This is a genomic window from Roseibium sp. RKSG952, assembly GCF_009711355.1.
In genome coordinates, this window is the sequence record NZ_SMMF01000930.1 from 22,276 (window position 1) to 38,417 (window position 16,142).

Sequence of the window (16,142 nt, forward strand, 5' to 3'; positions counted from 1 at the left end):
CTATGATGTGCCCAAATAGTGCATCACGAAAGACAACACCGGAGGAGCCATGACTCGTTACACCAAAGACCCCGAGGCCATCGCCGCCCTCTCTCCCGAAGAGTTTCACGTGACCCAGCGCAGCGGTACCGAACGGCCGGGTACTGGAAAACACCTGAACAACAAAGAGCCGGGTATCTATGTCGATATCGTCTCGGGTGAGCCGCTGTTTGCCTCGACCCACAAGTACGAATCCGGCTGTGGCTGGCCCAGCTTTACCAAGCCAATCATCCACGCGCATGTCGAAGAACTCGAAGATCGCACCCTGGGCATGATCCGTACCGAGGTACGTTCGAAACACGGCGATAGCCATCTGGGCCATGTTTTTCCGGACGGTCCGCGCGAACATGGCGGGCTGCGCTATTGCATAAACTCTGCTGCGCTTCGGTTTATCCATCGTGACGATATGGAAACCGAAGGTTACGGCGAATTCCTGATCCATGTGGAGGAAATCCAATGACCGAACAACGCGCTGTTCTTGCCGGGGGCTGTTTCTGGGGCATGCAGGATCTGATCCGCAAGTTGCCCGGCGTTTCCCGCACTCGTGTCGGATACACTGGCGGAGACGTACCAAACGCAACCTATCGCAACCATGGTACCCACGCAGAAGGGATTGAGATCTGGTTTGATCCTACCAGGATCACCTATCGCGAGTTGCTGGAGTTCTTCTTTCAGATTCACGACCCGACCACAGTGAACCGCCAAGGCAACGACGTCGGGATGAGCTATCGCTCTGCCATCTACTACGTCGATGAGGCGCAGAAACAAGTCGCAGTGGACACAATCGCCGATGTGGATGCCAGCGGAATTTGGCCGGGTAAGGTCGTGACCGAGGTGGAACCTGTTGGTGACTTCTGGGAAGCCGAGCCCGAGCATCAGGACTACCTGGAGCGTATCCCAAACGGGTATACCTGCCACTTCCCGCGTCAGGACTGGGTGCTGCCAAAGCGCACCGACGCCGCAGAATAGTAAACCCGCCTCCTCCGTTCGCGGAGGAGGCTAGCCCACGGCAACCCTAGGTCGGCCGCTGGCCTCGACGGTCACAAGCGCCTCGACAAACACGTCCCCGCCTTCGACCTGCGCAGTGCGAATATCTCGATCTATAATCACCCGGATATCTTCTGCTCCGGCCTCGCGTACTGATTTCTCGGTTTCATCTCGTAGAATCGATTCCAACAGGCCCAGCGCCGCATCCGGTTCTGAGAAATCCTGTGGCCCATCCTCCAGATGAACGCGAAAGAGCCCTTCGGAAGGTGACGTTACCGTACCGGCACGCCGCAATGTAAGGCGACCAACCACTGCACCAATGGCATTGGCGACGCCAGCATGTTCTGGCAGGACCATCGCGCAATGCAGTCGCTCACCAACTGAAGGATAATAGCTGGGGGCCGAAGCGCCCAGCCCGACTACATCCACATTCAGCGCTGCATCCAGCGCCATCAGACCCCGGTGCCGAGACAATCCCCGCTGCGTCAGAACATGCCGCGCCAGATCCTGCGCAGGTAGGCCCAATCCATCGGTTTCTTCTGCGAAAGCAGTCTCTAACAAGGTCAAAGCTGTTTGTTCCGTCAGTTGATCAATGATCATCTGGGCTAGCGCTTCGGGGGATTTTGCCAACAGGTCACCTGACCCGACCCGCCTGCGCGCGATCAGCTCCAACGCTTTACAGGCAGCCTCGCCGTCCCAATCCGTAAGCCTGCCAAGTACATGGCTGGCATCTGATGGAGTAATGCCAGATACCTGCACAACGCCGCGGTCCACCAGACGGTTCAGCGCACCGTTTTCCATCCGGGTTCGCAGTAGTGAAGACAGGGGCAATACCGTGTCGCCAAGCCGATCCAGCAGAACCTCTTCGCGTTCACCAACACCATCCGCGCGGATACCCGGTACGCGGCGGGCAAAACGTGTGTCATGCTCTCCGACCGTCGTGGCCCGTAGTTGTTCATCCAGAACCGCATGGACGATTTCTGGCGCTTCTGCTGCGATCAGTGAAACTGGCAAGACACGTCTTGGTCCAAGAAACACACCGCCGCCCAGGCCTTCGGTCACGACATGCACCTGACTGTCCCCACCCAGACCATGGGTTCGCATTGCAACGGCCTCGACCATGGTTCGGAATCCACCAACTTGCGCACCGGCTGGATCGATCGCTGGCTTGCCATCTCGGATCAACGCCACATCCGTAGTCGTGCCGCCGATATCAGAAACCAAAGCGTTTTCGGCCCCGGTCAACCAGCGTGCACCCACGATCGAGGCAGCAGGTCCGCTGAGGATTGTTTCGATCGGTCGTTCGCGGGCCTGCTCTGCGCTCATCAAGGCACCATCACCACGCACGACCATCATCGGAGCGTGAATGTTCAGTTCGCGCAATCGGTCTTGAGCACGCCCGATCAACCGGTCAATCATTCCGATCAAACGGGCGTTCAGCACTGCTGTTACTGCCCGTTTCGGACCGTTCAGCTTGGCTGACAGCTGATGTGAGCAGGTGACTGGGGCGCCCGTCCTTTCGGTAATGATCTGCGCAGCCTTCAACTCATGTGCCGGGTTACGCGTGGCGAATTGTGCTGCGACCGCAAAGCCCGAAATGCCTTGGTGAGAGTCTAGAAATGCTTCAAGCGCTTGGATGTCCAGCGGTGCAACCTCGCCTCCGGCATGGCTGTGGCCGCCCGAAATCACCAGCGCAGGATCACCCTTCAGGGCATCCTTCAACCCATGCTTTTCCAGATCGCTTTCCCGAAAGCCGATATAGATCAAAGCGACACGGCCGCCTTGCCCTTCAACCAGCGCGTTGGTGGCAAGCGTTGTCGACAACGAGGCAAGAGAGATTTGATCCGGTGACACCTGCGCCTCGTCCAGAACGGCCGAGATTGCCTTGCCCACACCAATCGCCAGATCTGCGCGAGTGGTCAGGGATTTGGCCGAGGCGATGACCTCTTTCTCATCCCGGATCAACACCGCATCAGTATAGGTTCCGCCCGTATCGACACCCAAAGCCAAGGCCATCGGGTCCTCCTTATTGTTCGCTGGTGACGGGTGTAGCGAATTGAAACGACGCGTCCAGCCTGTTTGCGGCACTTATGACAATCGTTTCACCGCCCATCGCGCCGCATCGGCGACGGTGGCATCCGGATCATGAATCAATGCCTGTGCTGCAGACCGCAGCGATGCTGCGCCAGAGTTTCCGATGGCATAGAGGACATTGCGCACAAAGCGATCTCGACCAATCCGTTTAATCGGTGAGCCAGAGAATTTCTGACGGAAACCCGCATCGTCCAACGCAACAAGTTCAGCAAGCTTTGGTGCCTTGAGGTCCTCGCGCGCCGCATAGCGTATGTCGCTTGCTGCCACTGCAAACTTGTTCCAGGGGCAGGCTGCCAGGCAATCATCGCAGCCGTAGATGCGGTTGCCCAGTTTCTGCCGCAGCTCCTCGTCTACAGGCCCTTTGTGCTCAATCGTCAGGTACGAAATGCAGCGACGTGCATCCAGTTGATAGGGGGCGGGAAACGCATCGGTCGGACAGCTGTCCAGACAGGCTCGGCAGGATCCGCAATGGTCCACTTCGGATGGGTCAGCCGGTAGTTCAATGGTGGTAAAAACAGACCCTATGAAGGACCAATTACCCCAATCCCGACTGACCAGATTGGTGTGCTTGCCTTGCCATCCAAGCCCGGCTGCATGGCCCAGCGCCTTTTCGGGAACCGGCGCTGTATCGACAAATACCTTCACCTCTCCGCCGGCCTCGGCAATCAGCCAGCGTGCAAGGCGTTTCAGCCGTTTCTTGACGAGATCGTGGTAGTCCTTGTTCTGCGCGTAAACCGAGATTGCACCCCGGTCCGGGTGGTTCAGAACTTCGGTCGGATCATGATCGGGCGTGTAGCTTTCGGCCAGCATGATGACCGAGCGTGCCTCGGGCCACAAAGCGGACGGATCGCCCCGCCAATGGGTACGTTCTGCCATCCATCCCATCTGACCGTGATATCCGGCTTGCAGAAAGGCATCCAGCCGAGCCGGAACTTCGGGAATGTCCCACGGTCGGCAGACGCGACAGGATACAAACCCTTCGGAAAGAGCTTGCGATATCAACCGCTCTTTGAGTGTTTGAGTCATCGTTATTGAGCCGAGCCGTTCCCTGTGCCTTTGGGGTGCGATGCGTCCCACCCCTTGTTCTGGATATCAGAAATCCAGATCGGCGTAATGGGCTGGTGGCCGGAAACCCGGGACCTGATCCGCAAGGATCGAGCGGAAGGCCGGTCTGGATTTGATCTTTGCGTACCAATCCTTGACCACCTGACTGCGGTTCCAGTCCACGTCCGAGATGTAGTCCAAAGCTGACAAATGCGCAGCAGCGGCAAAATCAGCCAATGTCATCTGATCCCCCGCCAGCCAGCGGCGGTGATCCAGCAACCAGGTCATGTAGTCCAGGTGATACTTGATCGCCCGCGCACCTTCCTTGACGTTTTTACTGTCCGGATACCCCTGACCTGTCACCTTCTTGTTCACGCGCTCATAAAGAAGTTTCGAAGTCACTTCGTGGTGAAACTTGTCATCGAACCAGCCAACAATTCGCCGGACTTCGTAACGGGCCTCGGGCTTTTTGGGCATCAGAGGCGGTTCAGGGCGGGTTTCTTCGATGTATTCACAGATCGCAGCGCTTTCGGCCAACACCAATCCATCCAGCCGCAGCACTGGCACCTTGCCCGCTGGATTACGCCGAAGAAAATCCGGATCCTGCTCCCAATATCGTTCTTCGACCAGTTCGACTTCGATCTTCTTTTCCGCCAGCGACAGGCGGACCTTGCGACAGTAGGGGGACAGGGGAACGTGAAACAAACGCGCCATGGACTTCCAATCGAACCAGTGAATACTTCCAAGCTTTAGCCTTGGCAGGGTAGTGGTTTCAATCCTCGAAACAATCTGCGCGACCATCTGCGCGGATGGTAGCCGCCCCATCAAGGATCGAAGCCGCCCGGCGACGTGTCCGAACCGAAGGGTCTGTAACCGACCTGTTGCGGGGAGAGGGCAGGATTGCCGCCAGTCGGGCAGCCTGTACCGGCGACAGCTTGGCGGCGCTGACACCGTAGTAACGTTGTGCCGCCGCTTCGACCCCAAAGACCCCTTGTCCGGTCTCAGCGACGTTCAGGTAGACCTCAAGAATCCTCTGCTTGCTCCAGAAGATCTCGACAACAGGTGTCATCGACGTTTCCAGCGCCTTGCGGACCCAGCTGCGGCCCTGCCAAAGGAAGACGTTTTTGACCACCTGCTGGGTGATGGTTGATGCGCCACGTGATCCGCCATCCTCAAGCGCATCGCGGATCGCTTCGACATCAAATCCCCAATGAAGGCAGAAATTCGCGTCTTCTGCAGCCACGGCTGAGCGCGCCATAATGGGCGAAATCTCTTCAATCGGAACCCATTCCCGGTCAACACGTCCCAACCGGCGCCATTCAGACCAGATTGTGTGGGTGACCGGTGGGTTCACAACCGAATAAATCAGAACAAGGGCTACAAAGAACGCAGCCAACCCCAAGGCACCCCGTATCGCCCATCGCCTGATCCGGGCGAAGAGTGAGGGCTGATTTTTGGCTTTGGTTGCCTTGTTTTTCTTACCGCCTGATTTGCGGACTGCTTGCTTTGCCATACCTCGCTATACGCTGCGCAACCGTTATTTGAAACGGTCTATATCGCGATGAGCCGACCATCGCGCGGGCGAACCACCGGGCGCACGGTCTTCTGAGCATGCAGCTCGCGGCTGGTAAGCTCAGGAAACAATGCCAGAATTTCAGCCTGTGTCTCGCGTTCGGATTGCGAGACTGCATGTCCGGGATAGTAGCTTTCGCTTTTTGCACCGTTTGCTGTCACAATTTCATGCTGACCGAACAAAAGGTGGATGTAATCTATTTCTCCACCTTCGACCCGCGTTACGGTATCGCCGTTAACCAGAGAATGTGCTGCGATCAGAACCTCTGTATGTCCAAACAGATATGGTGCCCGCCAGTCAGCAATCAGCATCCGATGTTGGGGTGACACCAGGGTCTCGCGATCCAACTCCAAAACACCGGCCTCAAATCGGATCGGCGCAGTGTCCCCGGTGGCGGCCACCGTGGTACGACCAACCCAGAGCAAGGGTTGTGGACCATTGTCCATAGTATTTACCAGATCACCCGGCTTCAGATCTTCAACTGCGCGTGGTCCATCAGGCGTTTCGATCATGGTGCCCGGTGTAAAACATGGTGGACCAAGCTGGCCGGGTACATTCAACGGTCCTTGCGTATTTACGAATGTAGTTGAAACAAGCGTCCCTTCTTCAAGGACCTTGCCGTCGGTTGGGGTAAATACCCGAGTCCCGTCAGCCAGGTAGAACGTGATGCCGGTATATGTCACCGGGCCAGTTCCGGGGACGTTTATAACAACTGTATCGCCGGGCCACGAAGAGGTTACATCCTGACCGTTTACTGTGTCGCCGCCAGGAGCCTCAATCTCACCATCGTCGTTTTGATCGACAAGATTGTAGTTCTCAACGGTCAGCAAAGTTCCTGCGGGGGGCGGGTTCGCCGGGTCCATTGCAAAGAACTGATCAAAGTAAGTTGTTGGCATCGAACTGCTCCACTACGCGTACCAAACCAAGCCTCAGTATTGTGTCAATTCCTGAAGAAACTTTGACCAATGCTAGGCGTTTTTTCTGCAAATACGCAATGAATCAGGTGAAATTGTTGCCAAACAGCAAAACCCCGCATGTCGCAAGCGACACGCGGGGCTCTGATTTTCAACTGTTCGTAAACCTATTCTGCCGGAACCGCCGTCGCCTCCAGGCTAAGTGGGTGAGCCAGCTTGTTCAGCATCTCTTTGGGGCAAACCTGCAGGAAGTTGGTCTTTTCGACCTCCCAATGCTGCAGAATATCAATGGCCTTGCGGCTGTTGGTTTCTGCGACATGACGCTCGATCAAAGATTTCAGCTGATCTTCCCAGTGATCAACGGTGACCGGGCAGGTGACCAGTGTCTCCAGGTTCATCAGCAGCTCTGCCTTGCCTTCCGGGTCGTAAAGGTAGGCCATGCCCCCCGTCATACCCGCACCAAAGTTCGCGCCGATATCACCAAGGATCACCGCAACGCCACCAGTCATGTATTCACACCCGTTCGAGCCACAGCCTTCGATCACCACCTTGGCGCCCGAGTTTCTGACGGCGAAACGTTCACCCGCACGGCCAGCGGCGAACAAGTGACCATCGGTGGCACCATACAGCACCGTATTGCCGATGATGGTGTTGTCATCCGCCTTGAGCGGGCTGACTTGCGGCGGTCGCACCACAATGGTGCCACCGGAGAGGCCCTTGCCGACGTAGTCATTGGCATCGCCCGACACCTCCAGCTTCAGGCCCGGAGCTGCAAAGGCCCCAAGCGACTGACCGGCCGAACCCTGCAGTTTCACGTGCAGATGATCGTCCTGGAAGGTGTTCCGCATACCAAAATTCTGCACGATGTGGCTGGAAACGCGAGTACCCACGGTGCGATGCGTGTTTTGGATCGCATAGGACAGCTGCATCTTTTCGCCGTCTTTCAGGAACCGTGCCGCGTCGCGAACAATCTCGGCATCCAGAGTATCCGGTACTGCATTCCGATCCTTGTCGCGGTTGTAGACGATGTTATGCGCACCATCGACCGTGATCAGCAGAGGGTTGAGGTCCAGATCGTCCAGATGCGCCGAACCACGGCTGACCTGCGCAAGCAGATCCGCGCGACCGATGATCTCGTCCACCGAACGCGCACCGAGGCTGGCCAGAACCTCCCGCACTTCCTGTGCGTAGAAGGTGATCAGGTTTACAACCTTGTCTGCGTTGCCGGTGAATTTGGCACGCAGGGATTCATCCTGCGTACACACGCCAACCGGACAGGTGTTGGACTGGCACTGACGCACCATGATGCAGCCCATGGCGATCAGAGCGGCGGTTCCGATGCCGTATTCCTCGGCTCCCATCATCGCAGCCATGACGATGTCTCGACCTGTGCGAAGCCCACCATCGGTCCGCAGCGTGATGCGGTCCCGCAGGTTGTTCATTGCCAGAACTTGATGCGCTTCGGTCAGGCCCATTTCCCACGGCAGGCCAGCGTACTTGATGCTGGTTGCGGGCGATGCACCAGTGCCGCCGTTGTGGCCCGAGATCAGGATCACGTCCGCCTTGGCTTTTGCCACACCGGCAGCAATCGTGCCAACACCCGAAGACGCCACCAGTTTGACCGTCACCTTGCAGCGCGGGTTGATCTGCTTCAGGTCGTAGATCAGCTGCGCCAGGTCTTCGATCGAGTAGATGTCGTGGTGCGGCGGCGGCGAAATCAGCGTCACGCCCTTGGTCGAATGCCGCAGACGCGCGATCAGGTCGGTCACCTTCATGCCCGGCAGCTGACCACCCTCACCAGGCTTCGCGCCTTGGGCGACCTTGATCTCAAGCTCTTCACACTGGTTCAGATACTCGGCGGTCACACCGAACCGGCCCGAGGCCACTTGTTTGATCTTGGCCGACGGGTTGTCGCCATTGGGCTCCGGTACGAAATGCGCCGGATCTTCGCCACCCTCGCCCGAGTCGGACTTGGCCCCAATCCGGTTCATCGCCACGTTCAGCGTCTTGTGCGCCTCAGGCGACAGCGCGCCCAAGCTCATGCCCGGCGTCACGAACCGTTTGCGGATTGAGGTGATCGATTCGACCTCTTCAATCGGAACCGGCTTACCCAGAGGTTTGAAGTCCATCAGGTCGCGCAGGTGGATCGGCGGGTTCGACTGCATCTTGGCCGAATATTGTTTCCACAGCTCGTATGAGGCGCGGTTACAGGCCATTTGCATCATGTGCATCGAGGTTGCTTCCCACGCGTGGGTCTCACCCGATTTACGCGCTTTGTAGAAACCACCGATGGGCAGAACATCCAGACCACTGTCCCACGCTTTGGCATGGATTTCTTCGACTTTGGTCTGAATGCCCGTGACACCGATGCCGGAAATCCGGCTGGTCATACCCGGGAAGTACTCGGCCACCATCGCGCGGCTGAGACCAACGGCTTCGAAATTCAGACCTCCGCGATAAGATGAGATCACCGAAATACCCATCTTGGCCATGATCTTCAGCAGGCCCTGGTCGATGGCTTCGCGATAGCGCGCAACGTTTTCAGTCAGGGTGCCGTCCAGCAGACCACGATCAATGCGGTCGGCCAGCGAATCTTCGGCCAAATAGGCGTTCACAACAGTCGCGCCACAGCCGATCAGAACCGCAAAGTAATGCGGATCGACACATTCAGCCGAGCGAACGTTCAGCGAGCAGAAAGTCCGCAGGCCCTGACGGGTCAGATGCGAGTGCACTGCACTGGTGGCAAGGATCATCGGCATCGCCACACGACCTTCACCAGAGTTCATGTCGGATAGAACCAGGTGCCCGGCGCCCGAACGAACCGCTTCCTCAGCTTCGGCTCTAACACGGGCCAAAGCAGCGCTCAGCGCACCCTGACCGGGCTCAAAGCTACAATCAATCTCAGCCAGCGGAGCATTGAGGTGCCCAACCAGTTCATCCCATTGCGCGTTGCCGACAAAGGGGCTTTCCAGAACAATGATCTCGGTCTGGCTGCTGTCCTCGTCCAATACGTTCTTCAGGTTCCCGAACCGTGTCTTCAGCGACATGACGCGGTATTCGCGCAAACTGTCGATCGGTGGGTTGGTGACCTGGCTAAAGTTCTGGCGGAAGAAATGACTGAGCGGGCGGTACTGCTTGGACAGAACTGCCGAGGGCGTATCGTCGCCCATGGATGCCAGCGCCTCTTTACCGTCTTCGGCCATGGGCGCCAGAATTTGCTCCAGCTCCTCGACCGAATAGCCTGCTGCGATCTGGCGCTTGCGCAGGTCTTCACCCGAGAACATCGGCTTTTCGGTCACACCTGCCAACGCTTCGTCCAAATCGTTGATCTTTCCGACCCACTCGCCAAACGGCAGTGCAGCGGCCAGCTTGTTCTTGATCTGCGTGTCGCGGAACAGTTTGCCCTTCTTCATGTCGACGGCCAGCATCTGGCCCGGGCCAAGCGCACCCTTTTCAGTCACGGTTGCCTCGTCAATCGGCACCATGCCGGCCTCAGATCCCGCAATCACAAGACCGTCGCCTGTCACCACATAACGCATGGGGCGCAGACCATTACGGTCCAGACCGGCACAAACCCAGCGACCGTCAGTCATTGCCAGTGCAGCCGGACCGTCCCACGGTTCCATCACCGAGTTGCAGTAGGAATACATGTCGCGCCACGCTTGCGGCAGTTCCACGGCCTGCTTGGACCAGCTTTCCGGAACCAGCATGGTTTTCGCCATGGGCGCTGAGCGGCCGGCGCGCACAAGAACTTCGAAAACCGAGTCTAATGCGGCTGAATCCGACGATCCACCGGCGATGATCGGTTTGATATCTTCGGCATAGTCGCCAAAGGTGGCTGATGCCATGCGGATCTCATGGCTTTTCATCCAGTTGACGTTGCCCTTCAGCGTGTTGATCTCGCCGTTATGGGCCAGCATGCGGAAAGGTTGTGCCAGCCACCATTGGGGGAAGGTGTTGGTCGAGTAGCGCTGGTGATAGATGGCAAACGCTGATTCAAAGCGTTCGTCCATCAGATCGGGGTAGAAGACCGCGACCTGCTCGGCCAGCATCATGCCCTTATAGATGATTGATCGGCAGCTGAGCGAGGCCAGGTACAAGCCCGAGATACCCGCAGCCATTGCCGCCTTTTCGATGCGACGACGGATCACATAAAGCTCACGCTCAAACGTATCCTCGTCCACACCTTTCGAGTTCGAGATCAGAATTTGCTCGATCTCTGGTCGGGTGGCGTTAGCTTTTTCACCCAGACAGGTCACATCAACCGGCACATGACGCCAGCCATAGATGTAATAGCCCATACGCAGAACTTCGGTTTCCACGATGGTTCGGCAGCTTTCCTGCGCACCAAAATCAGTGCGGGGCAGGAAGACCTGACCAACAGCAATCAGTTCGTCCAGTTTCGGTTCATGGCCGGTACGACGGATCTGATCATAGAAGAACGGAACCGGAATCTGCACGTGGATGCCAGCGCCATCGCCGGTCTTGCCATCCGCGTCCACCGCGCCACGGTGCCAGATCGCCTTGAGGGCATCGATGCCCGCATCCACGACCTTGCGGCTTTTCTTTCCGTCAATGGAAACAACAAGACCAACACCACAGGAAGAATGCTCTTCTTCCTCGGAATAGAGACCATTTTCGGCCATCCATTTGCGCTTGGTTTCTTCGTTTTTGACCCAGTTTTCGTCATATACGCTCATGGTCAGGCTCCTTCCGTGGTCGGCCCGTACAGCGCAAATACTTGCGCTTCGGTCAGCAGTTCATGTTCACCCTGAAAGGCGAACGCATCCGGTTTGCGGTCGATAAAGATCTCGCGCGTCATCTTGAATCCTTCAGCATCGTCAAAAATGCCGATCGGTATCTCGTAATTACCATTGAGAGGGCCATCAGCGGTCACCCGGTACCAAAGCCCCGTGCCGCATTTGCTGCACCAGGCCCGTTCCGCCCAGCCCGAGCTTTGCAGAGTCGCGATGTTGTCCTCACCCTGCCAGCTCAGGTTTTTTTCGGCGATGGTAACCCCCAGAAACGCTGACCCAAGCCACCGCTGGCACATCTTGCAGTGGCAGGTGCCGAATTCCTGAGGCACGTTCTGTGCCGTGAACCGGACCTCACCGCACATGCATTGACCTGCGCGCGCGCTCATGCGTTGCTCTCCGCTTCAGGGGCATAGGCAGCGATCACTTCGGCTTCGGTCATCTGACGGCGTTCACCTTCAAAAGTGTAACCTTCCGGCTTCTTGTCTATGTAAAGCTCCAGCTTGATCTCGCTGTCCGCGGCATTGTCGAACAGCCCGGCAGCCATCTGGGTTTGCCCATGCATTTCGCCCGGCAGGGTTATGCGGTACCAGAGCGCGGATCCGCATTCTTCGCAAAAGGCACGTTCCGCCCAGTCCGACGATGTGTATGTCCGAACCGGTCCCAGCGCGGCATAGCCCGGCTCGGCCGGAAAGCTGACGAATGCGCTGCTGCTCCAGCGACGGCACATGTCGCAATGGCATGCACCCAGCGCATCGCGCGCAGGGGTGGCGGTTACGGTAACCGCGCCGCACATACACTGGCCTTGCAATTCGGGCATGACATCCCTCCTGTCGCTGGGCTCATGGCTGTGTCGCCATGCTGGGTTGAAGATTATTCAGCTGCTACGGCAGCCTTGCTGTTGAACCGGTCGATGATTGCATCTGCGCAATCGCGCCCGTCACGGATCGCCCACACCACCAGAGAGGCACCGCGTACGATGTCACCGATTGCATAGACGCCGTCCATCTCGGTCTCACCGGTTTGGAACGCGGCTTTGACGGTGCCCCAGCGAGTGACAGGCAGGTCGGGCTGACCGAACAACGCAGGCAGGTCTTCGGGTTCGAAACCCAGTGCCTTGATCACCAGATCGGCCTCTTCGACATAATCCGCACCTTCGATCACTTCGGGTGCCTGGCGACCCGACGCGTCGGGCTGACCGAGGCGCATCTTCTGCACCATCACACCGGACACTTTGTCATCACCGGTAAAGCCCTTGGGTGCGCTGAGCCACTCAAACACAACGCCTTCTTCCTCGGCATTCTGAGTTTCACGCTGCGATCCAGGCATGTTGGCCTTGTCACGGCGGTACAGACATTTGACCGAGGTAGCACCCTGACGGATCGAGGTCCGTACACAGTCCATCGCAGTGTCGCCACCACCGATGACAACCACCTTTTTGCCTTCGGCATTCAGGCGGCCATTGTCGAAATCCTCAACCGCGTCACCAAAGCTTTTGCGGTTCGAAGCGGTCAGGAAGTCGATGGCTTTTTCGATTCCGGCCAGACCGCTGCCTGGCATGGTCAGATCGCGGGATTTGTATACGCCGGTTGCGATGATAACCGCGTCGTGCTTGGCGCGGATTTCCTCGAACTTCGCAGCATCCACATCGCAGTTCAACACGAACTCAACTCCGCCGTCAGCGAGCAAATCGTTCCGGCGCTGCACGATGTCTTTCTCAAGCTTGAAACCGGGGATGCCATACATCAGCAGACCGCCCGCGCGGTCATAGCGGTCATAGACCGTTACCTGAATTCCTGCACGGCGCAGCATGTCAGCTGCCGCCAGACCGCCGGGTCCTCCACCAATGATGCCGACGCTTTCAGATCGCTCGCTATTGGGAGCTGCGGGTTGAACCCAGCCCTTATCCCACGCGGTATCGGTAATGTACTTCTCGATCGTTCCGATGGTGACCGTGCCATGGCCTGACTGTTCGATCACGCAATTGCCTTCACACAAGCGGTCCTGCGGGCAGATGCGGCCGCAGATTTCGGGGAAGGTATTGGTGGCCTGGCTTGTCTGATAGGCCTCTTCCAAACGCCCGGTTGCTGTCAGATTCAGCCAATCCGGGATGTTGTTGTGCAGCGGGCAGTGCGACTGACAGTATGGCACACCACACTGGCTGCACCGGCTGGCCTGCTCAGCAGCTTTTTCAGCTGCGAACTCTGCATAGATCTCGTCAAAGTCTTCTTTGCGGTCATTAGCGGCACGCTTTTCCGGCATGACGCGGTCGATCTGCACAAATTTCAGCATCGGTTGCTTGGCCACGGGTCAGACTCCATGAATTGGCTTGGTCGGAACTCTTTACGGGATGGTATTTCAGATGAAAAGTCAATTGTGCTGACCTATTTTGGAAAAAAATGAACTCAAAACCCAAATCCGCGAAATTTATTGCAATTTTTAGTTCCGATACGGACCTATTTGTTCACTTTCTTTTCCAACACCACAGTAATACCCATTGAACGCAAACAACGCGTGATGGCAGCACGGGCAGAGCAGATGAGTCTTCTTCAGTTGATTCTAGTGGCGGTAATTCAGGGTATCACCGAATTCCTGCCGATATCATCTTCCGGGCATCTGATCCTGCTGCCCAGTCTGACAGGTATGGATGATCAGGGGTTGGCGATCGATGTGGCCGTGCATGTCGGAACGTTGGGAGCAGTGATCCTGTATTTCTGGGCTGACGTGAAGCAGGCCTTGGCGGGTCTGCCGCGTGCCCTGACCGGGCATATTGATACACCGCAGTCTCGTCTGGCTTTTGGGTTGATCATTGCCACCATCCCAACCGTCATCGTGGGGGCGATTCTGCATCTGACAGGCCTCAGCAGCGCAATGCGTTCTGTGGCTGTGATCGGTTGGACAATGTTGGGTTTTGGTCTGTTGCTGTACTGGATGGACCAAAAAGGTGCTCAAACCAAACTTGCCGCCGACTGGGGTGTCAGAGACGCATTGATCATGGGGTTATGGCAGGTGCTGGCCTTGATCCCGGGTACATCCCGTTCAGGCATCACGATAACCGGTGCAAGACAGCTGGGGTATTCAAGAGAAGACGGTGCACGGATCGCGATGCTGATGTCGATCCCGACAATCATCGCATCCGGGGTCCTGTTGTCGGTGGATGTAATCCAGCAGGCTGATGCTCAGCTTGCCAGAGATGGTGCAATCGCAGCTGTGTTCGCCTTTTTCTCGGCATTGCTGGCGCTTAGCCTGATGATGCGCCTGCTGCGCAGCATCAGCTTTACGCCATACGTGATCTACCGCGTCATTTTGGGTGTAGTGCTGTTGTTCGTCGCCTACAGCTGATCAGTCCGCAGGTTCTTAGCCGAGTTCTGAATGTCATCATACTGACCCGAGGGGCGGAATTTCCACAGGTATTCGGGCAGGATCGATTCCAGGGCCGCGGGTTCAATGCCCAAATCCGCAAAGGTCTTGGCACTATCTGACACAACATTGTCCCGGCGCAGGTTTTTAACCTGATCACGGGTCAGGATATGGTTCGGAAACAGCTGGAAGCTTACGAATTTGATGATGTCCAGAACGCCCGCCATGATCCGCGCTGCCAAGAAGGGCATACCGATAATGATCCGGCGTCGATGAATGACCTCAAGCATCTGCTGCATCAAAGCGCGGAAGCTTTTGACCTCGGGGCCGCCAAGCTCGTAAACGCCGGGTTGCGCATGACACAGAACGCCCCGAACGGCAGCCTGCGCAACATCGTCGACATAAACCGGCTGAAAGCGCGTATCGGCACCAACCAAAGGCAGGAATGGCGACATACGTGTCATCCCGGCGAACCGGTTGAAGAACTGATCTTCGGTACCAAAAATGACCGAGGGGCGCAGAATGACGGCATCCGGCATATGCGCCAGAACGCCCGCTTCGCCATGAGCTTTGGTCCGGGAATATTGGCTGTCTGATTCTGAATCTGCCCCGATGGCAGAGATATGAACCATACGTGTGATTCCCTGCTCGGCTGCAAGGCGCGCGATCCGTTCGGCGCCCTCGGCCTGCACTGCGCTGAATTCATTTTTGCCAAGCTCATTGAGGACACCAACGCAGTTGACCACCGCATCTGCGCCATGCATCGCCATGGCAACCGAAGCATCGTTGCGGATGTTGCATAGGATCGGCTCGACCTGGCCTACGACACCGTAGGTTTTGACAAACATCGCCTCATTGGGACGCCGTACGGCAACCCGAACACGCCAGCCTTCGCTTGCCAGTCGCCGAGTGATGTAGCGACCGACAAAACCCGATCCACCGTAAATCGTAACCATTTTGGTCATGGGCTGGCTCCTGAAACATGGCTGCGAAAGTATCTAGCGCTCGAAGGCACCTCAAACAAGGCGCAATAACGCCGCGATGTTATGAAAAACGGGGGCTTAGCAATGCTGTTTCAGGCAGTGTCGAAGACGCTGTAAAAAATCTTTCAAAAAACTATCCGAATCCTGTTGACGCTCCCGGCGACTAGGCTTAAACGCCCCCTCACGACACCTGCCCAGGTGGCGGAATTGGTAGACGCGCTAGCTTCAGGTGCTAGTGTCCGTATGGACGTGGAGGTTCGAGTCCTCTCCTGGGCACCAATTCTTCTGGGAAAATTGGTTGTGAACTCGCAGGCATAAAGCTTGGTGAATCATGCCTGACGCGTGAAGGCGCATTCCAACAAGTCTGAAAGAAGAGGGACCGGAAACGATCCCT

13 protein-coding genes and 1 tRNA gene are annotated in these 16,142 nt (G+C 57.1%); 4 read left to right on the top strand and 10 right to left on the bottom strand.

Translation table 11 applies throughout. From position 1 onward, the window contains the following. Positions 1 to 49 precede the first annotated feature (49 nt). A complete protein-coding gene (msrB, locus tag E1297_RS24285) occupies positions 50 to 499 on the top strand; it encodes a peptide-methionine (R)-S-oxide reductase MsrB (protein WP_155143084.1) in 450 nt (149 codons plus the stop codon). After that, the gene (msrA, locus tag E1297_RS24290; RefSeq protein WP_155143085.1) at positions 496 to 1,008 is read left to right on the top strand and encodes a peptide-methionine (S)-S-oxide reductase MsrA; all 513 of its coding nucleotides are present in this window, start codon (positions 496 to 498) and stop codon (positions 1,006 to 1,008) included. The genes msrB and msrA overlap by 4 nt, the downstream gene beginning before the upstream one ends. Positions 1,009 to 1,038: 30 nt before the next feature. Here msrA and E1297_RS24295 read toward each other — a convergent pair whose 3' ends face one another. From E1297_RS24295 to E1297_RS24335, 9 genes are all read right to left on the bottom strand, one after another. Further along, positions 1,039 to 3,042, bottom strand: coding sequence for a hydantoinase/oxoprolinase family protein (locus E1297_RS24295; RefSeq protein WP_155143086.1), 2,004 nt, complete (start codon positions 3,040 to 3,042; stop codon positions 1,039 to 1,041). Between the two features lie 72 nt (positions 3,043 to 3,114). Continuing rightward, positions 3,115 to 4,146 carry a tRNA epoxyqueuosine(34) reductase QueG gene (queG, locus tag E1297_RS24300; protein WP_155143087.1) on the bottom strand — a complete coding sequence of 344 codons (1,032 nt, stop codon included), beginning with the start codon at positions 4,144 to 4,146 and terminating at the stop codon, positions 3,115 to 3,117. Between the two features lie 66 nt (positions 4,147 to 4,212). Continuing rightward, a complete protein-coding gene (locus tag E1297_RS24305; RefSeq protein WP_155143088.1) occupies positions 4,213 to 4,878 on the bottom strand; it encodes a glutathione S-transferase family protein in 666 nt (221 codons plus the stop codon). Between the two features lie 58 nt (positions 4,879 to 4,936). Next, complete coding sequence (gene mtgA / locus E1297_RS24310; protein ID WP_155143089.1) at positions 4,937 to 5,677, bottom strand: monofunctional biosynthetic peptidoglycan transglycosylase; 741 nt, start codon at positions 5,675 to 5,677, stop codon at positions 4,937 to 4,939. A 38-nt stretch (positions 5,678 to 5,715) separates the two neighbouring features. Continuing rightward, positions 5,716 to 6,633, bottom strand: a complete 918-nt coding sequence (locus tag E1297_RS24315; RefSeq protein ID WP_155143090.1) for a Hint domain-containing protein — start codon at positions 6,631 to 6,633, stop codon at positions 5,716 to 5,718. Positions 6,634 to 6,818: 185 nt separating this feature from the next. Beyond that, the gene (gene gltB, locus E1297_RS24320; protein WP_155143091.1) at positions 6,819 to 11,351 is read right to left on the bottom strand and encodes a glutamate synthase large subunit; all 4,533 of its coding nucleotides are present in this window, start codon (positions 11,349 to 11,351) and stop codon (positions 6,819 to 6,821) included. 2 nt (positions 11,352 to 11,353) lie between these two features. Further along, positions 11,354 to 11,794, bottom strand: a complete 441-nt coding sequence (locus E1297_RS24325; protein ID WP_209015967.1) for a GFA family protein — start codon at positions 11,792 to 11,794, stop codon at positions 11,354 to 11,356. Further along, on the bottom strand, positions 11,791 to 12,225 hold the full coding sequence (locus tag E1297_RS24330; protein ID WP_155143092.1) for a GFA family protein: 435 nt from the start codon (positions 12,223 to 12,225) through the stop codon (positions 11,791 to 11,793). Before E1297_RS24330 ends, E1297_RS24325 begins: the two co-directional genes overlap by 4 nt. Positions 12,226 to 12,278: 53 nt before the next feature. Continuing rightward, positions 12,279 to 13,712 carry an NAD(P)-dependent oxidoreductase gene (locus E1297_RS24335; protein WP_368669666.1) on the bottom strand — a complete coding sequence of 478 codons (1,434 nt, stop codon included), beginning with the start codon at positions 13,710 to 13,712 and terminating at the stop codon, positions 12,279 to 12,281. Positions 13,713 to 13,943: 231 nt separating this feature from the next. On the opposite strand from E1297_RS24335, the gene E1297_RS24340 reads away from it, so the two are divergent. Then, positions 13,944 to 14,747, top strand: a complete 804-nt coding sequence (locus E1297_RS24340) for an undecaprenyl-diphosphate phosphatase (protein ID WP_155143093.1) — start codon at positions 13,944 to 13,946, stop codon at positions 14,745 to 14,747. Here E1297_RS24340 and E1297_RS24345 read toward each other — a convergent pair. Further along, positions 14,738 to 15,730, bottom strand: a complete 993-nt coding sequence (locus tag E1297_RS24345; protein WP_155143094.1) for a complex I NDUFA9 subunit family protein — start codon at positions 15,728 to 15,730, stop codon at positions 14,738 to 14,740. The genes E1297_RS24340 and E1297_RS24345 overlap by 10 nt on opposite strands. Before the next feature lie 210 nt (positions 15,731 to 15,940). Here E1297_RS24345 and E1297_RS24350 point away from each other — a divergent pair. After that, positions 15,941 to 16,027 (top strand) — tRNA-Leu (locus E1297_RS24350). Positions 16,028 to 16,142: the final 115 nt, after the last annotated feature.